Origin of the sequence: Rheinheimera maricola (genome assembly GCF_016918075.2) — a bacterium.
GTDB classification, from domain to species: domain Bacteria; phylum Pseudomonadota; class Gammaproteobacteria; order Enterobacterales; family Alteromonadaceae; genus Alishewanella; species Alishewanella maricola_A.
Genome location: NZ_JAERPS020000002.1, coordinates 245,141 through 269,212 on the forward strand (window position 1 = coordinate 245,141; position 24,072 = coordinate 269,212).

The following is a 24,072-nucleotide window of genomic DNA, read 5'->3' on the forward strand; positions in this document are numbered from 1 at the left end:
GAAACGCTTTAACGCCCGATTAAATTGATGAAAGTTGACCATTTTTGCTCTTTGTTCATCGGTAAGAATTTCTTTTATTGAAAACTAGCTACACTAAAGTGATAATTTTTTATACAACAAGCCGTTTTTAAAATCAAAAGGAGCCACTATGGGCTTTTTTAGTAGCCGCGTAGCAGAAAACAGTGAAACCAAAGTCAGTGCCAATGAAATCGCGCTACAGCAAGAACTAGCCGCCATCCAAGAACATACCGCCTTTATCAGCTTTAGCCCTGATGGTCATATTCTGGACGCCAACGCCTTGTTTCTGGTGGCTAGCGGCTATAGCCGGGACGAAGTTATTGGCAAACATCACCGCATTTTTTGTCTTAGTAGCTACAGCAGCTCAGATGAATACCGTAACTTTTGGCAACAACTGGCGCTGGGTAATGGTTTTAGCGGCACCTTTTTACGCCTTAAAAAAGACCATACGCCACTGTATTTGCAGGCCAGTTATTTTCCAGTGCAAGACCTTAACGGTAAAGTAGTGAAAGTCATAAAAATTGCCTGTGACGTTACTACCCAACAACAAAACTTGGTGAATAAAGATGCGGTACTGCAGGCTTTAGATCGCTCACAAGCCATGATTGAATTTACCCCCGAGGGTAACATTGTTGATGCCAATCAGAATTTTCTCGACACTATGCGCTATAAGCTGGCAGATATCGTTGGCAAACATCATCGTATGTTCTGTACCGATGACTTTTATCAGGATAACCCACGCTTTTGGCAACGCTTAGCAGAAGGGCACCACTCAAGCGGCAGGTTTCAGCGTAAAGATGCGAATGGCGACATCATCTGGCTTGAAGCTACCTACAATCCCATATTTGACGAGACCGGAGCCGTACAAAAAGTGGTTAAGTTTGCATCCGATATTACTGCACGCATTAATACCGCAATTCAGGCGGTAGAGTTAGCCGCGGCAACATCAGAGCAAACGTCGCAAATTACCTCTAATGCCGTCAATGTGCTTAATGAAGCGGTAGCTACGTCCGGCCATATTGCCACTCAGGTACAGCAGGCATCTGCTGTGGGCGCAGATTTACGCCAACAGGCGAAAAGTATAGATGAGATTGTCACTACCATTAAAGCCATTGCCGACCAGACTAACTTATTGGCGTTGAACGCTGCCATTGAAGCCGCTCGCGCTGGTGAGTCTGGGCGTGGTTTTGCAGTGGTAGCCGATGAAGTGCGCAAGCTGGCTGCACGCACCAGCGAGGCTACTGCAGAGATAACCAAAGTAGTACAGAACAATGCCACAATGATTAATCAGATTGACCATCAATTAAGTGATATTAATACTATTGCCGAGCAAGGGCAGCAAAATATGCAAAGCGTAGCCGATGGCATCGCAGATGTGGGTACCGGCGTTAACCAGTTAGTACAAGTTGTTGAGCGCCTGAAACCCTGACGTTTATGCTTTATTTGCTGAACTGAACTGCTGGAACAACACTCCCTCTATCAGGTTAGAACACAGCACCTATGGCTGTTACACAACTTTGCCAGCCTTTATTGGCTGGTTCGCAAGCAAGCGCATTAGCCCTGAATTAAAATAACGACAAGCCCAGCTCTTCAGCCAGCTGGCTGATTAGCTGCATTGCCACAACAGAGTTACCAAAGCGATTTAGCGGCGGGCTCCAGGCGGTGATCACACCAAACTGCGGCACTATGGCAACAATAGCGCCGCCAACACCGCTTTTGGCCGGCAAACCCACTTTAAAAGCAAACTCACCCGATTGGTCGTACATACCGCTGGTTGATAAAATGGCGTTTACGCGGTGCGCATCACGCCGGCTGCATATTTGCTCATTGCTATGCGGTTGCACACCACGGTTAGCTAAAAATAACAACGCGCGTGACAACTGTTGGCAATTAACCGCGGTAGCGCACTGGTGAAAATAGTGTTCTAACACTTGCGGTACTTCCGCTTCAATATTGCCAAAGCTCTTCATTAGGTATGCCAGAGCCGCATTACGGTTACCATGTTCTAACTCTGACAAATACACTTGCTGATCAGCATAAATTGTTTCAATGCCGATTAAGCGGCGCAGAAACGTTAAAAAGGCCGTTTTGCTGGCTGAGTAGTGGCTAACCAGCACATCCGCCACCAATATAGCTCCGGCGTTAATCACTGGATTACGTGGTATACCCTGCTCCCATTCCAGCTGCACAATAGAGTTAAACGGCTGGCCGGAAGGTTCCATATTCACCCGCTGCCACAACTCATCGCCTAGCCGATTCATAGCCATTACCAAACCAAAAATCTTCGAAATACTTTGCAATGAAAAGTGTTGTTCAGCCGCACCGGCGCTGTAGATATTACCGTCCAGCGTGGCGATAGCAATAGCCGCCTGCTGCGGCGCTACCTGGGCCAGTGCCGGAATATAATCCGCTACCTTTCCCTGGCTATACAATGGCTGGCATTGGCTTAACAACTGTTGCAGTAAAGTATTTAAATCTTGGTATTGTTTCATTGGCACGGGTCTCGCGGGCAGTGTTATTGCTGGGCGGCAGTATGCTATAACAACAGTATGGTTCAGGCTTAGTCTTGTTAGTGCTCAGAACTGGCCATGCTTAGCAGTGCTGAGAAACGGTTCAATTGCTCATTGGTCAGGCAAGGCTCGCTGAACTGTTTAATATAACCAGACACCGCATCAACATAAGTGACATTTGCCGGCATACCAGCTTCAAACTGGGCGACCCGACTAAAAGCTGCGACAGAATGCAACCATTGTGCTGCATCACTATCTTTGAGCTCCAGCCAATGTTTTACTGCCTCAACGTTCTTAAAGTTTTGGTGTAGCGGGTTCATCAACTGTTTACTACTACCAAAATAATGCCGCGTCCAGTTGGCCTGAGTCTCATTGCCAGAAATACGGCCACGGTTACTTTTAACAGCAATAACGAAAATGCCATATGGGCTAAGCACCAGATGGTCAACCACTATCAGCTCATCCTTTTTTGTCAGTAACTTCAGTTTGCGAAAATGCTGATATTGCGCGGGTAAACGCCAGTGCAACAACCGGTTTAATTTGTACTCGGCAAATACGCCTTTAAAACCGGGCAAATTAAGCCCAAACCAGGATGTCAGTAAAAACACAGCCAATAAAAGCGCAAATATGTTAGCGATAATCAAAGGCATATTGTTTAACATTGTTGTCAGTACATATTCAACGCCCGTAAATCCGCCTGACGACATAGCATTATCCGCTGTGCTTACACTTAACCGTAAACCAGTATCTGACACCTGCGATAGGCTATCTGTATTGTTAGCTACAGACCCTGTCTGTGTTGACGCAATTTGTGCGGACACAGGCTCAGGCGCTGTTGATACAGTGCTGGCTGCGCTTGCTACTTCATCAGCGACAAGCTTTACTGACGCTTCAGCGTCGACTGTAGTGTCAACACCAGCCACATCGGCAGTGGTTTGCACCTCGGGTATTGGTAACACCGCGTCTAAAGCCGTGGTAGTTTCAACGGGCTTGGCACCAACAGCCTGATCTTTGGCTGCAATCTGGCGTTGTGGTGGTTTCGCAGGCTTGCGGCAAAAACGGTCATATTCCCGCGTCGCGCTGCGATAATTACTGTTTTGTTTCTGGTGGCTGAAACGGGCAATTTGCTGCTGCAACAGAATACAGGCACCTTCAGTGTATTGTTGTTGGCCATACACCATAGGCGAACCAAGAATAAACAGTAGTAAACTGAGTAACAAACCGCGCATAGCTGATCTCTAAACTATTGAATTCTTATGCTAGCAGTTAGCAGCACAATTAACATCCATTAATATTATAGAGAACAACAACTCTGGTTAAAATAACCCTGAAATAACGCCAAATGCTCAGTGCAACTTCGATCGCTATATTTACTAACTAATAGTCAAAAACACCAAATTCGTTGCTTAACCTAGTTAACCGCTACAGCATGAAAACTTCAAATATATGATTTTAAATAAAATAAATGCTGGCACGACATTTGATTAACCAAGCTAACCCAGTAACGTAATTAATCCAGGATAAAAATATGAACAGAACCATTGCCGTTATCTTGTTAGTGATTGTAGGTATTTACTGCTTACCAAGCCTGCTGGCCATTATTGGCACCGTTTTTGGTATCCTCATGGGTGTGGTTGGTGCCCTGCTTGGCATTGGCATTTCGCTTGCGGTGACAGTATTGCCGCTGCTTATCTTCGCTTACCTTATCTGGTGGTTGGTTCGCGATAACCGCCGCAGCCGGCAGTATTAAATGCATTTGCCTCGCTAGTGCTTAACCATGACCATGCGGTTTGCTCATTGGGCGCCACTACCCGCTGAATAAAAAAGTATCCGTTTAGGACATCGCGGTTATTAAGGCATCGCTTCGGCAACGACACTGATATAATGCCGCTTAACAAAGAATTCGGAGTACTTAACATGCACTTTTCCGAGGTAATGCAGCAGTTCGGCGCAGATAAACCCGACAGCCTGCTTATTGAAGTGCCTCCGGCGTGGGGCCAGGGCCGCGCCGTATTTGGCGGTATGGCGGCAGCCTTAGCCATGGCGCACTTGCTGCCGGGTATCCCGCAAGATATGCCGCTGCGCTCGGTGTCGGTATCCTTTGTTGCACCGTTAAACGCCGGTGCGGCCACAGTGCAGCGGCGCATCTTGCGCCAGGGCAAGTCGGTGATACAGGCACAGGTAAGTATTGAACAAGACGGCCAGGTGGCGCTGGTGCTGTTAGCCAGTTTTGGAGCCGCGCGCCCCTCAGCCCATCAGCTTAATGCCGACACCGCACCACAATGGCCGGCCGGCAGCCCTCTGACACTGCCCAAGCAAGGCCCTGTACCGGAATTTACCACCCACTTTGATTACCGCATTAGCCACGGCCAACTGCCGTTTAGTGCCAGCCCGCTGCGCCAACTGGGGGGTGATATCCGCATGGCCGGCAACGAGAGCAGCCAGGCCGGTGTACTGGAGCTGCTGGCCTTAGTCGACGCCTGGCCTCCGGTTAGCCTAACTCTGCTTAATCAGCCGGCGCCGGCCAGTTCACTCACCTGGACTATCGAATTTATCGCGCACGACTTGCCCTTTAGCAATACCGACTGGTGGCGCTACCTGGCTGAGATAGAATACGGCGCCGATGGCTATCACCATATCGCCGCCAAACTATGGCAACCCGATGGCAAACTGGCCGCCATCAGCCGCCAAACGGTAACGGTATTTGCTTAGGAGAGCCCTATGCTTAACTGCGACTTGCATGATTATATTGAAATTGTCTGTCTGTATCATTATCCGCTTAAGCTGACACTAAGCAGCGGTGCTGTGCTTAGCGGCACAGCCCTGACCACGCGCTATAACGACCAGCGCCAGGAGTGTTTAGTGATAAAGCAGCAGGATACCGAGCAGCAAGTTGTACTGGAGGATATAGCGCTGCTGGAAGTCACGGTATCTAACCCGCATGTGCAGCAAGTGCGGTTTAACTAAGTTTGGCTCGGTTCAGGGCAGATGCTACACTTTGTGTTAACTATTCACACAGAGGCTAAGTTATGGCCAGAACCACCAGCGTTACCATAGGCCCACAACTTGATGATTTTGTTAGCAAATTACTTGAATCAGGCCGCTATGGCTCAACCAGCGAAGTAATGCGTTCAGCCCTGCGCTTACTCGAGCGCCAGGAAAACCAAATGGCAGCACTAAGGCAGGCTGTTGCCGCCGGTGAACAAAGCGGAGAAAGTGACTTAACCCTAAGCCAGATTGCCGACCAGGTGAAGCAGAAGCACCATGTATAAGCTGTCGAAGCTTGCCGCAGCAGACTTCGCCAGCATTTACGAATATTACACCAGCAAATGGAAACCACCCGGCACTTGTTTGAACCACCAATTAAGTAAGCGTTTGGAATTTCCTTCTGAAAGATCAAACCCAACTTTCAAGGCCTGCCCCGGGGGCTCGCACCACCTTTACCACCTACAGTAAGGACTCCGCTTTATGTCCAAAATCCTAATCACTGCGTTTTTCGGCTTATTAAGCACAACTGCAAACGCCAGCCTCACGCAATTGGAACTTAGCTGTAACCTGATCCCACTGGATTATCCCGGTTTTAGTCTCGACGACATACAAGAGCGCACAGTAATGCTAGATGCTGCAAATCCTGCAGCCAAGCCACTTTTTACTTTAAAGGGGCATACTTTTATCGTTAGCGTTAACCGCACCGACATTACCGATATACCGCATATTTTGGATTTTTATCTGGAAGTGCAGCCACCAGCTGCGGCGGCGCCGGTAAGAGCCTTTAGTGCATCTTATTTCAGCCCGGGCACAGGCAAACATCACAGCAGGCTGGAACTGCTGCATTATGGCGATAAAGCTGAACCCTATCCCACTGGCCAGTTGGTATTTGAATGCCAGCAGTATCAGTAAAAATGCCGCTACCAATTTTCATTTGGTCGTTTTACTACCTCAGCGATACAGCCCCAAGCTGGCAGTTACGACAGTAACAGAATAAACTTTAGCCACTGTCAGGAGGAAATATGACTAAGCCTTATTCCCACGCCGTTAAAGAAAAACCGGTTAAGTTTATGCCTAAACAGCAGAACTACGAGACCAGCCTGCAGTATGAAGGTATGGTGCTGAAAAAGGAAAACGCTGCTAAAACTGTCGAGCAGTTACGCCGCAAGTATGCGCGATAAATACGGCGTATTGCACCCATCAATTCAAAAGCTGCTTTATTACTGGCCCAATTCTTTTATTTACCAAAGATGAAAACCCATCTTTATTGGGGTGAATCTCATCATCCCAATTTGCAATACTAGTGTTCCAGTTTTGCAATTGAGGTAAAGTTCCAAGCGTGTTTACAACCTTTAAAGTCGTCTGCAGGCGTGACAATTCCGCTAGAGCATCAGCAAACTCATCTAGCAATAGACGAATAATATTACGCTGCAACAAAGGGTCCGCAATACCTTTGCTACGCATAGCCGGATAAACCCAGGGACCCAATACATTATTGAATAGTATGTCTGCTCCCTTATTTCTTGGGTATATGTAATCATAAGTGTGAGTAACAATCGGACAACCAGGCTTTAGGCTCTCAACCGTAGATACGAGGGTTTTGTATGCATCTAGTACTCCAGCTAATAAAAGCTGCCACACACCTCTGTTTATACATGAGCTCGGATTATTATCTGATGAGGATACCAACAGCTCAGTTAGAGCTAGGCCCGGCTGATCGTTGGCTAAAATATCGTTTCCACCAGCACTGAAAAAAATTAGGTCAAAATTGTACTGTGAAGCTTTAAGTACATCCTGAAAAAAACGCAGTGAGTAACCAGACATCATGTCTGTTGCCAGATGCCCAATTTCGCCTAATGAAAAGATGTTACATCGCCCACGAAAATAGTTATTTATTTGAACACAAAGGTTGGTCGCTCTGGGTAATGGGTGCCCCACCCATGAGTCCCCTTCAACTAAAATCTGTTTTCTATGCGGGAAACGCTGAACAAGCATATAGAAACTTTCCCGACTATGTGCAATAGCCATACTCAGATCCTCTCATAGTGACAAGTAAAAATAGTCACGTTAACGAAAAGTTTCCAGCTTTCCAGAAAAAGTCTGCACACAGGTAATGCCGATAGCCAGGAAGTCTTAATAAACTCAAGGTGTTTCTCTAAAGACTCTGTGCTCTTGCCAGCGGGGAGATAAGTAGTAACAGCGGTAAAGTAAAACGCATCCAGCGCATAAGGCGCCCCTGATTTATGGATTGCTGATGCTAACAGGGAGAGTTATTAACAGCAGCAAACTAATCACTTGGTTAAAGCAAATCAAAGTAGAAAGATAATTTTATTTAACGTACATTTCACTTTAATCATTCATCCTAGCAAAGGAACTGTTATGAACCAAGCGCATCAATATGCCGAAAATAAATACCAATCGTTAAGAATCCAAGCAATAGCAACTGCCCAAGCCTCACTGCCATCTAGTTATAAAGATATTGTATCGCTTAGACATATTGACGCCGAAGCGTTGCAGCAAGCCAAGATCTGGGAAGCTCGCAGACAAGGTTTGGGGAACGCAGTTCCGTGGTCTTTCGCTAATGACTACCAAGACTGGAGCGCTCGCCGCCCTGACAGGCTGGATGTTGCCACCTGGAACAAAACGACACTTTGCGGATTAGCTATTGGTATTCCGACAAAAACCGGAAAATCGATGCGGCTGGATGTGATAGAAGCCAATCCCGACAAAACCCTGCTTTCAGGGCAGGTATTTAACATTGCGAGACCGCCTTCGAGGCATATGCTGATGCTATCGGCGCTAACCAAATTAAGATTATGCGCCCGGTAAACCAAAAGTTAATTTCGCTGTATCAGCAAAAAGGGTTTATTTATCAAAAAAGCTGGGGCAGCAACCCTGAACATTTGTGGAAATGGTTATGAGTAGCAATAAAACAGACAAACCAGAGCTGGTGCATAACACACAGCCGGAACCACGCCCTCAGCCCGGCACACCGGAGTTTGATGCCTGGCTACTTAAACGTGCGAAAGAGCGTGCCGCCCGCTATTTAGCTGATGATAACAGCTTGGGTGATGATGAACGCGGTTTGTTAGCTGGTGGCTATGAGCGTTTGCTGATGTCTGACGAAGAATTAGCCGAGGAAGAAGAAGCTATGGAGCAAGCGCAGAAACAAGAACGGCGTAAACACCTTAAGTCTGTTGATTCTAACTGAATAATCCAGCGGCTGCAGTAAAGCATGCAGCCGGTTTAATTTTTATCTGACCCCGATTATTCGTTACGTGCCACGGTTAGATGTGAAATATCAAATTAAAATGGATATCGATCGGCTAAATCGCCACATAGATCTAGTGGTGTACATCACTGGTGATGGCTTTCCAAACTGCGAAGCCTTCATTACTGATCCTGGCGGACGGAAAATTTTTATTGGTGTGCACGTAAGAAAAGGTGCAGCTCCAGTCACACTCGCGTTGAATTTAGATTATCCGATGATTGTTTGTGCATTACGTATTCCCATCGATGTCCACGGCAACTTTATGGAAACTGTCGGTGATGAACTGGCCCGACGAGCCAGCCACAGTCAAACATTGCGATTCCAAAACATAAACAGTTGGAACCATAAATTTCTTGCCATGAATCCGAACGATCGCCGCTGCATGGTGGTTGAAAACTTTTCGCTGGATGGATGCTTCAACCGATGACAACAACATTCACTTTACCTGCTTTCAAAAGCATTGTGCTTTGCAGCTTTGTCACTGTGCTACTAAGTTACTCTCTTACCGCCTGCAGCGACACAGTGCAACAGCGCGAGGCGGAGCACTATATTCTGCCGGCTAATTATGTTGGCGCCTTTTACGTGATATTTGATCAAGCCAGCGGCGAGCCGTTGCAATATAAGGCCGATGCCCGCCAGTACCGGATCCCGACCAATGGCGTATTGTTAACACAGGCCAGGATTAGTGAGGGCGTTATTGCCGCCGATAAACTGCGCTTTTTTCGCCAAGATGCGCCAGAGCAGCTAACTGAAATAACAGCTCGCTGGTTGACCAGCATAGATGCAGAACAAGCGTATCAGGACATTACCACTTACATCTTCGGCGGCGGCCCTGGCGTTTACAGCAGCTCAGAGCTTAAGTGCGACATCCACTTTCGTGGCTTTCATATCGGCACTAAAAGCCAGATCCTGGACGAGGTGAACCACTTTGATATTGAGAGCTTTATTCGGCAGAATAAGCTGAATTGTGATTAAGTTAGCACAATAACAAGTTGCTGCTCTATGCGGCTTAATTGTGATTTACATCATTACATTGAAATTGCGTGCCTCTAACGTGACCCGCTACAGCTAAAACTATCTTCTAAGGTTCAATAAACAACTCAACTTGCAGCTTTATCCCTTTGCTACCAGCATATTGCATCACGTCCTGCATTAATTGCTGCCAGCTGGCAAGTGCATCGCTATCAGTTGTTATCTGGATGCCGGTGCTAAAACGCCATACAGTTGGCTCAGTAAGGGTATCAACAACGTCCAGCAACAAATCATAAGCGGCGTCTAAATTTGCGCCGAAGTATTCGGGAAATAAAAAATGTCGCTGCAAGCTGGCTAAGATTGTCTGTTTGTTTAGTATGCCGCCTTTGCTAAGGCAAATGGCGTCAGACGGGGCCTTAGCGTGCTGCAGCATAGCAACACTTTTATTAGCCGGGCCTGTCATGGCGCACCGGAAATTGTGCGAAATGAGCTGTAATGATCTTCTGTGTAGTAATACACTTCGGGGGGATTACCACCGGTAACTACCCGCCTCGGCCCCCGATGTGAAAGACCTGGGGTATCTACCGTATATTCGCGATAGTAACCGCGGGGCTTAATTGGCAACAGGCGTTCTCTGTTGTGAAAAGTAATGCCATCGCGATCATAAGGGAAAGGGCCATTATTGCGGATGCGCAGTAGCGTTTTTTCCAGCTCACGCTGCTGAGCAGACAGTTGTGGTTGCGGGCTGTCACTTTGCTGCGTTGCAGTCTGTTGATAACCGCCATTAAGGCTGTCGCTTAAATTACTTCCCTGAAAGTGATAAATGCCAGCCAGTACCAGCAATACCAACAAAAACTTTTTCATCAAAAATCCTTTTCAAGCTTTATCGACTAATCTATTGCAAACAATAGCGGTTTTTTATTAAGGTGAACAGCAGAAATAATGCTGACAGCGTCCTTGGCTAATACGTTATTTTAAAAGCATTTTATGTTCTCATTGTAAACTGCTGCATATGCAGTTTGCGCAGCACTTTTTTACCGGCCTTGGCCATATTTAGCCTGGCGCTAAACTGGCGCAGCTGGTCGTCACTAAAACATGGTTGAGTGAAGCGGTTAACGTAATCGCCTACCAAATCGGTATACATCACGTTTTGCGGTATTTGAAATTTAAACTGCGCGCGCAGGCTAAAAGCAACAATTGAATGCACGCTATCGCCGTCTTCGCCGTTTAGCCCCAGCAGCTGTTTAACCGCTTCAGTGTGTTTGTAGTTTTGGTGCAACGGGTTCATAAAACGGTGCTTACTGCGAAAGCGTTGCACTGTCCATTGTGGTTGCCTTTCGCTACCAAAAATCCAGCCACGATAGTTTTTAACCTCAATCACAAAGATACCAAAGGGGCTGAGTACCAGATGATCTACCTCGGTAAAATCGCCTTTTTCTGCCGGTATTACCAAATTGCGATAGTGCTGATAGCTGGTTGGTAGCTCACTCTCCAAAACCCGGTGTAGCGCCCACTCGCCCAGCGCGCCTTTAATACGGGCACCGTAGCGGGCGGCAACAAACGCTATCAAGAGTAAAACAATGGCAAACAATAGCAGCATAGCCAACACTCCGCCTAGCAGTGCCAGCACAGGGGCGAATAGTGTTTTTAGCACATCAGCTGGTTTTGGCGGCGCAGCAGGCGCCGGTTTAACCGGTGACGGTGTTGCGGCTTTAGCGGCAGCAGTGTTGTTAACCGGCTTAGTGGTTACCGTTTTTTTAACGCCGCCAACCGTAATGGGTTTGGCGGGAATATTGGTCAGCACCAGATCCTTTACCGGTGCAGGTATCGGGTTTTGGCAGTGGTTATCCACTTCACGCTTAGCGCTTTGGTAGTTATGGCTATTCGGCTGAGCAGCAAACTGCACCATCTGGTGCTGCAGCAACAAACACGCGCCCTCGGTATATTGCTTTTGGCCAAAGGCCAGCGGGGAGAAAAGCAGTAACAGCGGTAAAGTAAAACGCATCCAGCGCATAAGGCGTCCCTGATTTATGGAATGAAGATGCTAGCAAGCAAAAGAGTAAGCGGCAAGAACCATTTGCCTGAGTACTTACTTGCTTAACTTTGAAAGCCTGAACTCAGCGAGATTCCGAGGTTCTCAGAATATCAATGTCACTGACCACATCGATTTCTAGCCTCTGGAATAGCTGTCAGCTATAAAAAAATACTGATAGAACATATAAATTTAACCGAAAAAAAGCTTGCTTCAGGCAGGCTTTCCCCACGCCAAAAGTGTCACGGTTAGCAGCTACTAACCGCTATAATTACCACCTTTTCAACTCCTTGCAAAAAGTTTATAACCACACTATCTTGTGAAAGCCAATTGGAAGAAAACCCCAGAAAGCAAAAGGGCCAGCCCTGCCAGGCTAGCCCTTTGATGGTTCGCAAGATTGCTCTTGTCAAATCGCACTGACAGTTTCGGATAAGATCCGGAGTTTGTCAACAAGAGCGGATCGGGCGGTGTGTTCAACCAATAGATCCGAGGTTTAAATGCTTGCATTTGTCTTATCGATCGCTGGAAAAACGCTGGTAGCTCTGCTCGTTAAGTGGCTATCTGATTTAAACCGAAAGCGCTAGTTCTATTTAGTTACGGAGGGGGCTTACTAGCCCCCATTTTTAATCGGCTTAGCATTAACTAAATTCTTAATGATGATCTTAGTCTTATCTAAAAAAGCTTTTATCAGGCACGTAAGGCGCCCCACATTGAGTATGTCCTTTATAAAAGCCACTGAAAGCCCCAAGGGTCAGGCCTTGAAAGTTGCCTCAAAACTGCTGCCGGAACGACTGTGCCATTAAGCCGAGCTGATACATCAATTGGTTTGATTTAGCTAAGTCATGCGCATTGGGCCGCAGGATGGCCATTAATAAATAGCAACTTTCATTGCCAAAGCCTCGGCAGTAAACCAAATGCGTATCGCTGGTGCGCTTTATTTGAGTAAGCAATACCGCAAAACCGCTGCCATTTTCCGCCAGATGGATATGCCTTACCTGCTCTTGCTTGATAATGTCGAGGTTAAACGGGTGATCATACTGTACATCCTTGCCAAACAAGGCAGGCAGTCTGCCCACCTTGTACTGTTTAAAGTCAGCGATTAGCGCTGCACGTTCATCAGCTGTCAGCGCTTCATCCAATACCTTACTGGTAAATACCCGTATCACTCGCTAAATTCACTCAACTTTGCGCTATCAGCATTTAACAACAGCTCTTCACTAACACGGCTTATTTCTTTTAGCCTGGCGGCTGCCGGACGAAACAGTCCCTGTTCTACGGCGCCGGATGCTTCAATAATGCGCAGCATTTTTTCATACAGCTCAGCGCTTAGCATATAACCAGCAGGCTTGTTGTTCGACAGCACCGCCACGGGTTCATCCGTAAAGTACTGGCTTAAGTTTTTACGGGCTTCAGATACTGAAACCGCCTTTTCCGCCAAAATAGCATGTGACGCCACATTACACCTCAAGTACATCATCATGTACACAATTAAGCACAGACGTAGTATGGTACTTAGGCAGGCAGATTACAAGCTGACAAAAAAACAAAGGCCGCTATGCGACCTTTGTTTATGAGTTCTGCTTGCGCAATAGTTAGTTCTTTTTACTCATATCCGGCAATTCAGCAGCGTAGCCGTGGTAGATTTTTGTTACCAGCTCAGACTCAGCAAAATCGATGCATTTCATCAGGTTATTTTGTTTTCCCGCTTGGGTGGCATAGTCTTTTTGCAGCCACTGCTGTATCGGCATAATCAACGCTTCATAGGCCTCAAGCGGCATAGCGCCAAACTCGCGGTAGCCATTTAGCGCACTTACTGCCTGGTCGTGAATCTCACCTTCAGTAAAGGCGGTAGCTAAACAACTGGCCTGTGCATAGTGCTGAAACAGCTTTACGCCGCTTTGCTGTTTAAACGCCATTTCAGCATGGGCAGTATCAGGCCTGGCGTTATCAAAAAAATCCTGGTACACCTTTTCATCAAGCCCAATAGCATGACAGGTTAAAGAGCCTTCTTTAACAGCAGATAGCTGCATTTTGCCTTCGTTGACTACTACCGCCTGAGACTGCAGTGAGCAATTGTCCTCTGCTGTAACAGACCATTTTGTTAACTGCGATACCGGCGCAGCTCGCCCTGCGACTATGTATACCTTGGTTTTATCATACTGATAATAGTCGTGATCTTTGTAGTCAATTTTAACCAGCTCACATGGCGGCGTAAGCTGCAGTACTAAACTTTGGCCATCGCTCGTCACAGTGCAGCTATAATTGACGGTGCTAATACTTACGTAAGCCTGAGCACACGATGCTACGCCCAAAATGGCAAACAGAAAGGTGAACCGGTTTATACTGAAATTCCCCGGAAACATACTTCTTTATTCAAAATCGACAACAACATACTCAGGCTAACCAAAATCAGTTTTGCTCTGGCACTAATATGTTTAACCCATGCGCGGTGCTGAGAAACGGTTTAATCCCCAGCTCCAATTTTTTTTGTACAGCGTAATGCTGCTCTATTACTTGAGCCGGTACACAGGCGCTGGTTAAGTGAAAACTATCTGCCTGAGACACATCCAGCATTGAGACGACCAAATCATCTTTTGATACTAATAAAATATCGCTGCTGAGTATATCGCCAAGTCTGGTTTGACGGTTAACGAACAAAGATTGATAGCTTAAGCCGCCGCCATCTGGATGGGAAAAAGCCAGCACCTCAGTGTCAGGCTGACGATCCATTTCAATGTAAGTAGTCAGATTGTCAGGCGCCATTGTTGAAAACATTACTGAACTAAACGATTTACTCAGATCATTCGAGCTGGGAAGCTTTCTGTACTCGTTATCGGCAATTTTTGAGTATTCAGTGGGTACAAACCACGTACATCCAATATATGTATAACTGGTCGCTGAAGTGCTGCAGGCCGAGACGAATAACAAAACGCTAAGTATTCTCTTCATGGCTTAATAACCCTATGCATCTTTTTATCAGTGACATGAATACTTTCAATGCGACAGTCTGATTTACAATCCCACCACAGTGTTACACCGACAGAACTAAAGTTTGCCACAAAAGTTGGCCCTAAAATCTTGGCTACCATGCCTATAGCCCCGGAGACATCTCCTGAAATAATTATAGGAGTTTCAGCTTTAATTAAATCGTCGCGTAACAGTTTAAGTGCTATCCCTCTCAACAGTGATGCTTCCGATTTTACGTAAAGCGCCATTGAGTTGTCAGCAAATCGGTTGGTGTTGAAGCCTTGAAACTCAAGTATTTGTCGAAAGTCCGCCACATCCATTGTTTCAAGCCACTGAGCCTCTTCGATCAATGCGTTGCGTATGCGCGCCGCCAGAACACGATCAATGGTCACGCTTTTATCTTGAACGGAAGCTTTCGCTATCTCATGCTGTTTACGCGCTCTGTTGCTAACACTGGGTAACAACGAAGTCCCACCAATAAGGAGTTGGATAGTCGCCATGATTATTCCCTTAATGCAAAGAAGACCTTAATTTTACATTTAAAAAACCATTTAACAACATTTAAATCAAAACAAATTCTTCTGCTATCAAAAACAACAAAGGCCGCATTTGCGGCCTTTGTTTCGTTACTCACGTAGAAAAATTACTTCTTCTTAGCTTTCGGGTTTGGCAGGTCGGTGATTGAGCCTTCGTAGATCTCGGCGGCTAGGCCGATAGACTCGTTCAGCGTTGGGTGAGCGTGGATGGTTAACGCGATATCTTCTGCGTCGGCACCCATTTCTACTGCTAAGCAGATTTCACCCAGCATTTCACCGGCGTTGATCCCCACAATAGCGCCACCTAAAATGCGGTGCGTTTCTTTGTCGAAAATCAGCTTAGTGAAGCCTTCAGTACGCGCTGAAGCGATAGCACGGCCTGATGCTGCCCATGGGAAGGTAGCAGTTTCGACTTTTAAACCCTGCTCTTTCGCTTCTTTCTCGGTAATGCCGGTCCAGGCCATTTCCGGGTCGGTGTAAGCTACTGACGGAATGCAGCGCGGGTCGAAGTAGTGCTTCATGCCAGAGATCACTTCAGCCGCTACGTGGCCTTCGTGCACGGCTTTGTGCGCTAACATCGGCTGGCCGATTACGTCGCCGATTGCATAGATATGGCCAACGTTGGTGCGCAGTTGCTTATCAACATTGATAAAGCCGCGCTCGTCGACGTTAACACCGGCTTTGGCTGCGTCTAACAGGTTGCCGTTTGGCTTACGGCCAACAGCTACCAGAATTTTGTCGTAACGTACGGCTTTCTCAGGTGCGTTTTTGCCTTCAAAAGTAACGTATAAACCGTCTTTCTTCGCTTCTACGCCAACAACTTTGGTAGACAACATAATGTTGTAGTTGTCTTTGTTGTACTTGGTGTAGGCTTTAACGATGTCAGCGTCGGCTGCTGGCACTAACTGATCAGCAAATTCTACTACTGATACTTTAGAACCCAGCGCACGGTATACGGTGCCCATTTCCAGGCCGATAATACCGCCACCTAATACCAGCATTTCGCCCGGAATGTCTTTTAATTCCAGCGCGCCGGTTGAATCGATAATACGGTCGTCATCTTTTGGAATAAACGGCAGTGATACCGGCTCTGAGCCTGCAGCAATAATAGCGTGTTCAAAGGTAATAGTGGTGTCGCCAACCTGTAAGGTGTTAGCGCCGGTAAATTTACCGTAGCCGGTAACTACCTTCACTTTGCGCATTTTTGACATACCGGCCAGGCCGTTAGTCAGCTGGCCGACTACTTTGTCTTTCCAGCTACGGATTTTGTCTAAATCAATTTGCGGCTCACCAAAGGTAACGCCGTGTGATGCCATATCGCGGGCATCGTCAATTACCTTAGCAACGTGTAATAAGGCTTTAGACGGAATACAACCTACGTTTAAACACACGCCGCCTAAAGTGCTGCGCGCTTCAACCAGAGTAACTTCTAAGCCTAAGTCTGCGGCACGAAAGGCTGCAGAATAACCACCAGGGCCTGCGCCCACGACTACTACCTGAGTTTTGATATCGTTGCTCATCGTATTACCTTTCTTTATCAGTTCAGTGTACTGACAACAGCATGTAGGGCACGGCTGTCAGGCGAAAAAAGTGGCAGAATTTTAACATCCTGCCCCAGCGATGTCCCGTAACTTTTCAGCCCGGGACACAAAATTCGCTGTTAGTTAAACAGTTACATAATGATCTGACGAATATCGGCCAGATAACTGGCCAGCGTCGCGGTAAAGCGGGCCGCCAGGGCGCCGTCGATAACGCGGTGATCGTAAGACATACTTAGCGGCAACATCAGCTTGGGCTCAAACTCTTTACCGTTCCATTTCGGCTTAATGTCAGATTTAGACACACCTAATATGGCGACTTCCGGCGCATTTACAATAGGCGTAAACGCCGTACCGCCAATACCACCTAAGCTTGATATGGTAAAACAGCCGCCCTGCATATCGGCAGAGGTTAACTTACCTTCGCGCGCTTTTACCGAGATTTCCTGCAGCTCGCGCGACAGCTCGATAATGCCTTTTTTGTTTACGTCTTTTACTACCGGTACCACTAAGCCATTTGGTGTGTCTACCGCGATACCTAAGTGCACGTACTTTTTCAGGATCAGGCTTTGGCCATCTTCTGATAACGAGCTGCAAAAGGTCGGGAACTCTTCCAGCGCCTTTGCCACCGCTTTCATAATAAACACTAGCGGTGTGTACTTAACGCCCAGCTTTTTCTTCTCGGCCAGCGCGTTTTGTTCTTTGCGGAAGTCTTCCAACCCGCTGATATCGGCTTCGTCGAACTGGGTAACATGCGGAATACGCACCCAGTTACGGTGTAAATTATTACCCGACAACTTTTGAATACGCGACAGCGGCTTACTTTCAACCTCACCAAACTTGGCAAAGTCCACTTTTGGCCAGGCGATTAAGTCAAAACCCATGCTGCTGCCTGCGCCAGAACCTGAGCTTACTGCACCAGATTCAACCTGTTTCACCAGCTGCTTCACGTAGTTTTGTACGTCTTCTTTAACCACGCGACCTTTACGGCCAGTGCCGTTAACCTTGGCCAGGTTAATGCCAAACTCGCGTGCTAAACGGCGGATAACCGGTGACGCATGCGCATAGGCGCTGTTTTCGATAAAGCCGTCACTGCCAGCAGAAGCGGCGGCAGGCGCAGCTTCTACTTTAGCTGCCGGAGCTTCAGTTTTGGCTTCTGCTTTGGCTGGTTCAGCTGTTGCTTCTGCTGACGGGGCTTCATCAGCGCTGCCTGCAGTTTCAAACAGCATAATCAGGCTGCCGGTAGATACCTTATCGCCCACGCTGATTTTGATCTCTTTTACCTTGCCGGCAAAAGGGGCCGGTACTTCCATACTGGCTTTGTCACCTTCAACGCTAAGCAGCGACTGCTCCTCGCTTACCGTGTCACCTACTTTGACCATAATTTCGGTAACTTCAACCGCGTCGCCGCCAATGTCCGGTACTTTTACTTCCTGCACGCTGCTGGCAGCTTTGCTTTCGGCTTTAGCTTCGGTCTTAGTTTCAGCTTTTGGCTCTGCTTTAGCTTCTTGCTTCGCCGGCACATCGTCTGCTTTACCGCCGCCTTCACCTTCAAAGGTCATAATCAGGCTGCCGGTTTTTACCTTGTCGCCCACTTTTACGTTAATGCTTTTTACCACACCCGGCTCGCTGGCCGGTACTTCCATAGAAGCCTTATCGCCTTCCACGCTAAGCAGTGACTGATCAGCGGCTACTTTGTCGCCAACCTTTACCAGAACTTCGGTGACTTCAACTTCATCAGCACCAATATCCGGAACATGAATTTCAATAGTCATGTGCAATCCTCTTATGCGTACAGTGGGTTGGTTTTGCCAGCGTCGATGCCAAATTTCTTAATTGCATCTACCACTACCGCTTTTTTCAGTTCGCCTTGTTTTACCAGCTCGCTCAGCGCTGCAACTACGATATAACCGGCATTCACTTCAAAGTGACGGCGCAGGTTTTCGCGGCTGTCCGAGCGGCCATAACCGTCGGTACCCAGCACCTTGTAAGATGTGGCCGGAATAAAGGCCCGCACCTGGTCGGCGTAGTTTTTCATGTAGTCGGTGGCCGCTATTGCCGGCGCGCTATTCATCACCGTAGCAATGTAAGGCGTTTTCTCTGTCGCATCCGGGTTAAGCATATTAAAGCGCTCGCAATCCTGGCCATCACGCGCCAGCTCATTGAAAGACGTCACCGAATACACGTCAGACGCTACGCCGTAATCTTTGCTGAGTATTTCTGCTGCTTTGCGCACTTCATTTAAGATAGTGCCCGAGCCCATCAGCTGTACCTTACCGCGGTCGCCGTTTAAGCTTTCCAGCTTATAAATACCGCGACGAATACCTTCTTCAGCGCCTTTTGGCATGGCCGGATGATGGTAGTTCTCGTTCATTACAGTAATGTAGTAATAGATGTTTTCCTGCGCTTCGCCGTACATGCGGTGAATACCGTCGTGCAGAATAACCGCCAGCTCGAAGGCATAGGTTGGGTCGTACGAAATACAGTTAGGCACAGTGCCGGCCAGAATATGGCTGTGGCCGTCTTCATGTTGTAAGCCTTCGCCGTTTAGCGTGGTACGCCCTGCAGTAGCACCTAACAGGAAGCCGCGCGCTTGCTGATCGCCGGCCATCCATGCCATATCGCCAACCCGCTGGAAGCCAAACATAGAGTAGTAAATGTAGAACGGGATCATCGGCAAATCGTTGGTGCTGTAAGACGTAGCCGCTGCCACCCAGGACGACATCGCGCCTAGCTCGTTAATACCTTCCTGCAGTACCTGGCCGCCGATATCCTCTTTGTAGTAACTGACTACTGAACGGTCTTCCGGCGTATAGGTTTGGCCGCCCGGGTTATAAATACCAATTTGACGGAACAAGCCTTCCATACCAAAGGTACGGGCTTCATCGGCAATAATCGGCACTATTTGCTTACCGATATGCTGATCTTTTAACAGAATGTTCAGCGCCCGCACATAGGCCATGGTGGTAGAGATATCACGCTTTTGCTCTTCCAGCAGGCCATCGAACGCGCTTAGCTCCGGCAGTTCAAGTTTTGCAGTAAAGTTAGGTAAGCGCACCGGGGTGTAACCGTTTAACGCGGCACGACGGTCGTGCAGGTATTTCAATTCCGGCGAGCCTTCCGGCAGCTTAATGTAGGGTAAGTCGGCTACCGCATCTTCGCTGATATAATCTTCCAGCCCTAAACGCTTGCGCAGTTGCAGCACGTGCGTCATGTCCATTTTCTTCACCTGGTGGGCAATGTTTTTACCCTCTGCCGCATCACCCATGCCGTAACCTTTTACGGTTTTCGCCAGGATAACGGTAGGTTTGTCGGTGCATTCCTGCGCTGCTTTAAAGGCCGCATACAGTTTCGATGGTTCATGGCCGCCGCGTTTTAAGGCGAAAATTTCTTCGTCGGTCATATCGGCAACCAATGCCGCCGTTTCCGGGTAACGACCGAAGAAATGCTTGCGCACATAGGCGCCGTCGTTGGCTTTGTAAGTTTGGTAATCGCCGTCTACCGTTTCATTCATCAGTTCTAGCAATTTACCGGTGGTGTCTTTGGCAAGAAGTTTGTCCCAACCACGGCCCCACACTACCTTAATTACATTCCAGCCGGCGCCGCGGAACAAACCTTCCAGCTCCTGGATAATCTTGCCATTACCCATTACCGGGCCATCAAGCCGCTGCAGGTTACAGTTAATTAAGTAACACAGGTTGCCCAGTTTTTCGCGGGCGGCAAAGCTAATAGCACCACGTGATTCCGGCTCGTCCATCTCGCCATCACCTAAAAAGGCATACACGCGCTGTGCGCTGGTGTCTTTTAAACCACGGCCATGCAAATACTTTAAGAAGCGCGCCTGGTAAATAGAGGCAATCGGGCCTAAACCCATAGACACGGTAGGGAACTGCCAAAACTCCGGCATTAATTTCGGGTGCGGGTAGCTGGATAAACCTTTACCGTCTACTTCCTGACGGAAGCTATCCAGTTGTTCGGCAGTTAAACGGCCTTCAACAAAAGCGCGGGCATAAATACCCGGAGAAATATGGCCTTGGTAATACACCAAATCGCCGCCGTCTTTTTCATTCGGTGCGCGGAAGAAGTGGTTAAAACAGGTTTCATAAAACGCGGCTGAAGATTGAAAAGACGCCATATGGCCGCCTAAATCCAGCTCTTTTTTCGAGCCGCGCAGCACTATCATAATGGCATTCCAACGGATAACCGAACGGATACGTCGCTCCAGGTTAACATCACCCGGGTATGCCGGTTCTTGCTGCGTTGGAATAGTATTGATGTAGTTGGTGGTTACGCCAGTTGGCATAGCAACACCATCTAACCGGGCTTGCTCCAGTACTTGCTCAAGTAAGAACTGCGCCCGCTCTACCCCTTCAGTGCGAACTACCGATTCCAGCGCTTCAAGCCACTCTTTGGTTTCCAGAGCGTCGATGTCAACTTTACTGACTTCAGACATATCGAGGTTTCCTTTGGTTATGCACGCCTGTGCTACATAAGCTCAGGTGCGGTATAAATAATAAATATTAGCCCTGCTGGGTACGGCGCAAAGAGCGCTCAATGCGCGAACGTTCTTTACCTACTTCCAGCATGGCTTCTTCGATAAAAGCCAGGTGATCATTACTGGCCTGGCGCGCGTGCTCCGGCTCGCCGTTAATGACCGCCTGCATCAGCCGTTGCCGATGCGAATTTAACTGGCCTACTATGCCTTCCTTCTGCTGCAGTGTTTCCAGGTTTACCCGGATATTCTGCTCCACCAACGGTGTTAAACCGCGTACCAAATGCAATAACACAACATTGTGCGACGCCTCGGCCACAGCTAAGTAAAAACTGCCAACAGCGTTAGCCTCAGCGTCCAAGTCATTCAACTGCTGCGCCGCACAAATGGCCTGATAATGATGTTTAATTTGGTCAAAATCGGCGCTGGTGCCACGCAGTGCCGCGTAATAAGCACAAATACCCTCTAAAGCGTGGCGAAATTCCAGTAAATCAAATTGTGACTCGGGGTGGCGCGCAATCAGCTCAAATAACGGGTCGGTAAGGCCAACAGCCAAATTATCGCAAACATAAGTACCGCCGCCCTGGCGCCGGCTCACTAAGCCTTTGGCTTCCAGTTTTTGAATGGCCTCACGTAATGAGGGCCGTGACACGGCAAACATTTCGGCCAGATCACGCTCCGGCGGCAGCTTTTGCCCCGGCGCAAAACTGCCCTCCAACAACATGTTTTCCAGTTGCTCGACAATGCGGTCTGAGAGTTTCGCCGGTTTTATTTTAAAATCTGCCATGCCGTGTTGATATATTCCGTTGGCCGAAGCCTATTGTAAATTGGTATTACCAATTTATTTTTAGTGGCGTTAAGGTAGCAGTTTCTGCATAACAAGTAAATAAAGCAGAGAATCTATGCAAAGGCAAAAGCGGAAAATAGTTAGAGTAATAACTCAATATTGCTAAGGTATGACAGGTACAGAAATAATTGGTCTGACCAGAGTGTCTGAGCGATGACGATACCACCCCGGCCACCGGCGCCAACTTCCGCTGTGCTCGCCACAACGGGCTTTCGGCAGTCCTGCCTTCAAGCAGGCGGACCGGCTGCGCCGATGCAATTTGTTCCCGACAAATTGCTTATCCGCCTTCGCTACGCGAAATGAGTTTGTGGCTGCGCTATCGGAGTTAACGCCTAAGACGGTTAAGCCCCCTCTTTAGCAAAGAGGGGGTTGGGGGAGATTAGATGGCTGGGAGGAGATTCAGAGGTTTGCTACCCCAACCAACCGGTCAGAGTTAAAATGGCGGTTAACGCCAGGAAGAACAGCATATTACGTTTGGCCAGCTGCACCATATAGCTACTGTCTTCCAGCGTGTTTAAGCTGTCTGCTGGTAGGGTTTCAGCAGCAGTCGCCACATCCACTACCACTTGCTCGTTGTCGGCAGTAAAGTCAAGGAAGTAGCCAAGCAACGCGGTAGACGCGCGGGAGAAATGCCCCACCAACGCAAAGCCCAAACCAAATAAACGCGCCGGAAACCATTCAGCCCAGTGCGCTACGCAATTTACCTTGCTATCACTGCCCAGGCAGCTGGCGTAATCAGCACTGTCTTGCTCGTCTACAGCTTCCTGTAAATGACGCACCAGCGCATAGGTGATAACGCCAAAAGCTCCCAGCAGCAAAAACCAGAATACTACTGCAGCATAATAACGAAAGTTTAACCACACCAGTAACTGCCCGTAACTATGCTGCTCTTTATTACTGCCCATATCAGTGCGTATTTGCTGCATAGTAATAAAAGCTGCTTCTTCATCACCGCGCTCCATCGCATTTAAATATTGCTTATATAGCTGCCGGTAGTGCCAGCAGCCTATTGCCAGCAGCAACACTACCGTGTTTACCAGCAGGTTAAGCAGATGGCTGTCAGCCATACATAACAGCAGCATCACTACACCACCAGGTATAGCTAACCATAAAAATTGGCCTAAGTTATGCGATGATAGCCGGCTTAATGCCGAGCCAGCAGTAAAACGAACGTAGCCACGGCAATAACGGCCAGCCTGCCAGGCGTCACTGCGCACCGCCAGGCGTTCGATAATTAATGCCAGTAACATACTGATTAATGTCATTTAAAAAAACTCCTTGTTCGAACTCTTTTTCGCACGTTATATCGCGTTAAGGTAGCGCTGCCAGTCAAACGCGATGCCGGGGTCAGTTTTTCGCCCTGGCGCAATATCACAATGTCCGGTTATACGGTCCGGTGTAATGTCCGGATACTGCCGACGTAAAAAATGTGTCAGCTGAATAAGGCTTTGATATTGCTGTTCAGTATAAGGCAAATTGTCAGTGCCTTCTAATTCAATACCAATAGAAAAATCGTTGCAGCGCTCGCGTCCGGCAAACTGGCTTACGCCGGCATGCCAGGCACGCTTGGCAAAGGGGACATATTGAAACACCGTGCCATTGCGCCAGATAACGCAGTGCGCAGACACTCTAATGCCGCGCAGAGTAACAAAACTGGGATGCGCGTTGCAGTCAAGTTCACCCATAAATAACGCATCAATATAACTATGCTCTGGTGTGTCAGCAAACTGGCCAACCGGCAAACTAATATTGTGGATCACCAGCAGGCTGACGCTTTCGCCCGTAGGACGCGTATCACAATGTGGGCTGTCGCGCTGTGTTATTGCTGGCATTGTCACCGGTAAGCTGGCTGTCATCAGAAGTTTTGCCTTTAACCGTTATGGTCAGTAAGCTATGGCGCT

Annotated in this window: 28 protein-coding genes and 1 pseudogene; 12 read left to right on the top strand and 17 right to left on the bottom strand. The window is 47.9% G+C overall.

Translation table 11 applies throughout. The features are described from left to right. Positions 1-148 precede the first annotated feature (148 nt). Both I4W93_RS20585 and I4W93_RS20590 read left to right on the top strand, forming a co-directional pair. A pseudogene (locus tag I4W93_RS20585) lies at positions 149-919 on the top strand (PAS domain-containing protein); the annotation flags it as partial. A 147-nt stretch (positions 920-1,066) separates the two neighbouring features. Beyond that, positions 1,067-1,447, top strand: a complete 381-nt coding sequence (locus I4W93_RS20590; RefSeq protein WP_438646770.1) for a methyl-accepting chemotaxis protein — start codon at positions 1,067-1,069, stop codon at positions 1,445-1,447. Positions 1,448-1,583: 136 nt separating this feature from the next. On the opposite strand, the gene glsB is transcribed toward I4W93_RS20590, so the two are convergent. Together glsB and I4W93_RS06860 are read right to left on the bottom strand one after the other, a co-directional pair. Further along, positions 1,584-2,510: a glutaminase B gene (glsB, locus tag I4W93_RS06855; protein WP_205309490.1), complete on the bottom strand. Its 927-nt coding sequence runs from the start codon at positions 2,508-2,510 to the stop codon at positions 1,584-1,586. A gap of 77 nt (positions 2,511-2,587) precedes the next feature. Further along, on the bottom strand, positions 2,588-3,757 hold the full coding sequence (locus I4W93_RS06860; protein ID WP_205309491.1) for a nuclease-related domain-containing protein: 1,170 nt from the start codon (positions 3,755-3,757) through the stop codon (positions 2,588-2,590). A gap of 299 nt (positions 3,758-4,056) precedes the next feature. Between I4W93_RS06860 and I4W93_RS06865 the strand changes: the two genes are divergently transcribed. From I4W93_RS06865 to I4W93_RS06890, 6 genes are all read left to right on the top strand, one after another. After that, the gene (locus I4W93_RS06865; protein ID WP_205309492.1) at positions 4,057-4,278 is read left to right on the top strand and encodes a hypothetical protein; all 222 of its coding nucleotides are present in this window, start codon (positions 4,057-4,059) and stop codon (positions 4,276-4,278) included. Between the two features lie 167 nt (positions 4,279-4,445). After that, positions 4,446-5,240, top strand: coding sequence for an acyl-CoA thioesterase (locus tag I4W93_RS06870; RefSeq protein WP_205309493.1), 795 nt, complete (start codon positions 4,446-4,448; stop codon positions 5,238-5,240). Between the two features lie 9 nt (positions 5,241-5,249). Then, entirely contained in the window at positions 5,250-5,495 is a 246-nt protein-coding gene (locus I4W93_RS06875; RefSeq protein WP_205309494.1) for a Rho-binding antiterminator, read from the top strand. Between the two features lie 62 nt (positions 5,496-5,557). Further along, positions 5,558-5,800: a type II toxin-antitoxin system ParD family antitoxin gene (locus I4W93_RS06880; protein ID WP_205309495.1), complete on the top strand. Its 243-nt coding sequence runs from the start codon at positions 5,558-5,560 to the stop codon at positions 5,798-5,800. Positions 5,801-5,996: 196 nt separating this feature from the next. Then, positions 5,997-6,428 carry a hypothetical protein gene (locus I4W93_RS06885; protein WP_205309496.1) on the top strand — a complete coding sequence of 144 codons (432 nt, stop codon included), beginning with the start codon at positions 5,997-5,999 and terminating at the stop codon, positions 6,426-6,428. 110 nt (positions 6,429-6,538) lie between these two features. Further along, entirely contained in the window at positions 6,539-6,697 is a 159-nt protein-coding gene (locus I4W93_RS06890) for a hypothetical protein (RefSeq protein ID WP_205309497.1), read from the top strand. Positions 6,698-6,716: 19 nt separating this feature from the next. On the opposite strand, the gene I4W93_RS06895 is transcribed toward I4W93_RS06890, so the two are convergent. Next, positions 6,717-7,544 carry an SGNH/GDSL hydrolase family protein gene (locus I4W93_RS06895; protein ID WP_205309498.1) on the bottom strand — a complete coding sequence of 276 codons (828 nt, stop codon included), beginning with the start codon at positions 7,542-7,544 and terminating at the stop codon, positions 6,717-6,719. Positions 7,545-7,895: 351 nt separating this feature from the next. Between I4W93_RS06895 and I4W93_RS06900 the strand changes: the two genes are divergently transcribed. The 4 genes from I4W93_RS06900 to I4W93_RS06915 all read left to right on the top strand — a co-directional run bounded on the left by I4W93_RS06900 (position 7,896) and on the right by I4W93_RS06915 (position 9,762). Next, positions 7,896-8,345 (top strand): hypothetical protein, encoded by a 450-nt coding sequence (locus I4W93_RS06900; RefSeq protein ID WP_205309499.1) that lies wholly within the window; start codon positions 7,896-7,898, stop codon positions 8,343-8,345. Between the two features lie 88 nt (positions 8,346-8,433). After that, positions 8,434-8,727 (top strand): hypothetical protein, encoded by a 294-nt coding sequence (locus I4W93_RS06905; RefSeq protein WP_205309500.1) that lies wholly within the window; start codon positions 8,434-8,436, stop codon positions 8,725-8,727. Between the two features lie 82 nt (positions 8,728-8,809). Continuing rightward, the gene (locus I4W93_RS06910) at positions 8,810-9,214 is read left to right on the top strand and encodes a hypothetical protein (RefSeq protein WP_205309501.1); all 405 of its coding nucleotides are present in this window, start codon (positions 8,810-8,812) and stop codon (positions 9,212-9,214) included. Beyond that, on the top strand, positions 9,211-9,762 hold the full coding sequence (locus I4W93_RS06915) for a DUF6843 domain-containing protein (protein WP_205309502.1): 552 nt from the start codon (positions 9,211-9,213) through the stop codon (positions 9,760-9,762). The genes I4W93_RS06910 and I4W93_RS06915 overlap by 4 nt, the downstream gene beginning before the upstream one ends. Before the next feature lie 106 nt (positions 9,763-9,868). Here I4W93_RS06915 and I4W93_RS06920 read toward each other — a convergent pair whose 3' ends face one another. The 14 genes from I4W93_RS06920 to ampD form a co-directional block, all read right to left on the bottom strand. After that, positions 9,869-10,222, bottom strand: a complete 354-nt coding sequence (locus I4W93_RS06920; protein WP_205309503.1) for a barstar family protein — start codon at positions 10,220-10,222, stop codon at positions 9,869-9,871. Then, a complete protein-coding gene (locus I4W93_RS06925) occupies positions 10,219-10,623 on the bottom strand; it encodes a guanyl-specific ribonuclease (protein WP_205309504.1) in 405 nt (134 codons plus the stop codon). The genes I4W93_RS06920 and I4W93_RS06925 overlap by 4 nt, the downstream gene beginning before the upstream one ends. A 121-nt stretch (positions 10,624-10,744) precedes the next feature. Beyond that, positions 10,745-11,773, bottom strand: a complete 1,029-nt coding sequence (locus I4W93_RS06930; RefSeq protein ID WP_205309505.1) for a nuclease-related domain-containing protein — start codon at positions 11,771-11,773, stop codon at positions 10,745-10,747. Between the two features lie 788 nt (positions 11,774-12,561). After that, positions 12,562-12,957, bottom strand: a complete 396-nt coding sequence (locus I4W93_RS06935) for a type II toxin-antitoxin system YafO family toxin (RefSeq protein WP_205309506.1) — start codon at positions 12,955-12,957, stop codon at positions 12,562-12,564. After that, on the bottom strand, positions 12,954-13,247 hold the full coding sequence (gene yafN / locus I4W93_RS06940) for a type I toxin-antitoxin system antitoxin YafN (RefSeq protein ID WP_205309507.1): 294 nt from the start codon (positions 13,245-13,247) through the stop codon (positions 12,954-12,956). The genes I4W93_RS06935 and yafN overlap by 4 nt, the downstream gene beginning before the upstream one ends. A 136-nt stretch (positions 13,248-13,383) precedes the next feature. Continuing rightward, positions 13,384-14,040: a T6SS amidase immunity protein Tai4 family protein gene (locus tag I4W93_RS20510; protein ID WP_205309508.1), complete on the bottom strand. Its 657-nt coding sequence runs from the start codon at positions 14,038-14,040 to the stop codon at positions 13,384-13,386. Positions 14,041-14,200: 160 nt separating this feature from the next. Then, positions 14,201-14,554, bottom strand: a complete 354-nt coding sequence (locus tag I4W93_RS06950; protein WP_205309509.1) for a hypothetical protein — start codon at positions 14,552-14,554, stop codon at positions 14,201-14,203. A gap of 182 nt (positions 14,555-14,736) precedes the next feature. Beyond that, complete coding sequence (locus I4W93_RS06955; protein ID WP_205309510.1) at positions 14,737-15,258, bottom strand: hypothetical protein; 522 nt, start codon at positions 15,256-15,258, stop codon at positions 14,737-14,739. Between the two features lie 143 nt (positions 15,259-15,401). Next, complete coding sequence (gene lpdA, locus I4W93_RS06960) at positions 15,402-16,814, bottom strand: dihydrolipoyl dehydrogenase (RefSeq protein ID WP_205309511.1); 1,413 nt, start codon at positions 16,812-16,814, stop codon at positions 15,402-15,404. A 152-nt stretch (positions 16,815-16,966) separates the two neighbouring features. Beyond that, a complete protein-coding gene (gene aceF, locus I4W93_RS06965) occupies positions 16,967-18,607 on the bottom strand; it encodes a pyruvate dehydrogenase complex dihydrolipoyllysine-residue acetyltransferase (RefSeq protein ID WP_205309512.1) in 1,641 nt (546 codons plus the stop codon). An 11-nt stretch (positions 18,608-18,618) separates the two neighbouring features. Next, on the bottom strand, positions 18,619-21,285 hold the full coding sequence (gene aceE, locus I4W93_RS06970) for a pyruvate dehydrogenase (acetyl-transferring), homodimeric type (RefSeq protein WP_205309513.1): 2,667 nt from the start codon (positions 21,283-21,285) through the stop codon (positions 18,619-18,621). Between the two features lie 67 nt (positions 21,286-21,352). After that, positions 21,353-22,111: a pyruvate dehydrogenase complex transcriptional repressor PdhR gene (gene pdhR / locus I4W93_RS06975; protein ID WP_205309514.1), complete on the bottom strand. Its 759-nt coding sequence runs from the start codon at positions 22,109-22,111 to the stop codon at positions 21,353-21,355. Between the two features lie 470 nt (positions 22,112-22,581). Then, complete coding sequence (gene ampE, locus I4W93_RS06980) at positions 22,582-23,436, bottom strand: regulatory signaling modulator protein AmpE (protein ID WP_205309515.1); 855 nt, start codon at positions 23,434-23,436, stop codon at positions 22,582-22,584. Between the two features lie 36 nt (positions 23,437-23,472). After that, a complete protein-coding gene (gene ampD / locus I4W93_RS06985) occupies positions 23,473-24,027 on the bottom strand; it encodes a 1,6-anhydro-N-acetylmuramyl-L-alanine amidase AmpD (protein ID WP_205309516.1) in 555 nt (184 codons plus the stop codon). Between the last annotated feature and the right edge of the window lie 45 nt (positions 24,028-24,072).

Excerpts from the sequence above, each read along its gene's own strand:
- glsB (WP_205309490.1), bottom strand. The coding sequence starts at position 2,510 with ATGAAACAATACCAAGATTTAAATACTTTACTGCAACAGTTGTTAAGC.
- I4W93_RS06860 (WP_205309491.1), bottom strand. The coding sequence starts at position 3,757 with ATGCGCGGTTTGTTACTCAGTTTACTACTGTTTATTCTTGGTTCGCCT.
- I4W93_RS06865 (WP_205309492.1), top strand. The coding sequence starts at position 4,057 with ATGAACAGAACCATTGCCGTTATCTTGTTAGTGATTGTAGGTATTTAC.
- I4W93_RS06870 (WP_205309493.1), top strand. The coding sequence starts at position 4,446 with ATGCACTTTTCCGAGGTAATGCAGCAGTTCGGCGCAGATAAACCCGAC.
- I4W93_RS06875 (WP_205309494.1), top strand. The coding sequence starts at position 5,250 with ATGCTTAACTGCGACTTGCATGATTATATTGAAATTGTCTGTCTGTAT.
- I4W93_RS06880 (WP_205309495.1), top strand. The coding sequence starts at position 5,558 with ATGGCCAGAACCACCAGCGTTACCATAGGCCCACAACTTGATGATTTT.
- I4W93_RS06885 (WP_205309496.1), top strand. The coding sequence starts at position 5,997 with ATGTCCAAAATCCTAATCACTGCGTTTTTCGGCTTATTAAGCACAACT.
- I4W93_RS06890 (WP_205309497.1), top strand. The coding sequence starts at position 6,539 with ATGACTAAGCCTTATTCCCACGCCGTTAAAGAAAAACCGGTTAAGTTT.
- I4W93_RS06895 (WP_205309498.1), bottom strand. The coding sequence starts at position 7,544 with ATGGCTATTGCACATAGTCGGGAAAGTTTCTATATGCTTGTTCAGCGT.
- I4W93_RS06900 (WP_205309499.1), top strand. The coding sequence starts at position 7,896 with ATGAACCAAGCGCATCAATATGCCGAAAATAAATACCAATCGTTAAGA.
- I4W93_RS06905 (WP_205309500.1), top strand. The coding sequence starts at position 8,434 with ATGAGTAGCAATAAAACAGACAAACCAGAGCTGGTGCATAACACACAG.
- I4W93_RS06915 (WP_205309502.1), top strand. The coding sequence starts at position 9,211 with ATGACAACAACATTCACTTTACCTGCTTTCAAAAGCATTGTGCTTTGC.
- I4W93_RS06920 (WP_205309503.1), bottom strand. The coding sequence starts at position 10,222 with ATGACAGGCCCGGCTAATAAAAGTGTTGCTATGCTGCAGCACGCTAAG.
- I4W93_RS06925 (WP_205309504.1), bottom strand. The coding sequence starts at position 10,623 with ATGAAAAAGTTTTTGTTGGTATTGCTGGTACTGGCTGGCATTTATCAC.
- I4W93_RS06930 (WP_205309505.1), bottom strand. The coding sequence starts at position 11,773 with ATGCGCTGGATGCGTTTTACTTTACCGCTGTTACTGCTTTTCTCCCCG.
- I4W93_RS06950 (WP_205309509.1), bottom strand. The coding sequence starts at position 14,554 with ATGGCGCCTGACAATCTGACTACTTACATTGAAATGGATCGTCAGCCT.
- I4W93_RS06955 (WP_205309510.1), bottom strand. The coding sequence starts at position 15,258 with ATGGCGACTATCCAACTCCTTATTGGTGGGACTTCGTTGTTACCCAGT.
- lpdA (WP_205309511.1), bottom strand. The coding sequence starts at position 16,814 with ATGAGCAACGATATCAAAACTCAGGTAGTAGTCGTGGGCGCAGGCCCT.
- aceF (WP_205309512.1), bottom strand. The coding sequence starts at position 18,607 with ATGACTATTGAAATTCATGTTCCGGATATTGGTGCTGATGAAGTTGAA.
- aceE (WP_205309513.1), bottom strand. The coding sequence starts at position 21,285 with ATGTCTGAAGTCAGTAAAGTTGACATCGACGCTCTGGAAACCAAAGAG.
- pdhR (WP_205309514.1), bottom strand. The coding sequence starts at position 22,111 with ATGGCAGATTTTAAAATAAAACCGGCGAAACTCTCAGACCGCATTGTC.
- ampE (WP_205309515.1), bottom strand. The coding sequence starts at position 23,436 with ATGACATTAATCAGTATGTTACTGGCATTAATTATCGAACGCCTGGCG.
- ampD (WP_205309516.1), bottom strand. The coding sequence starts at position 24,027 with ATGACAGCCAGCTTACCGGTGACAATGCCAGCAATAACACAGCGCGAC.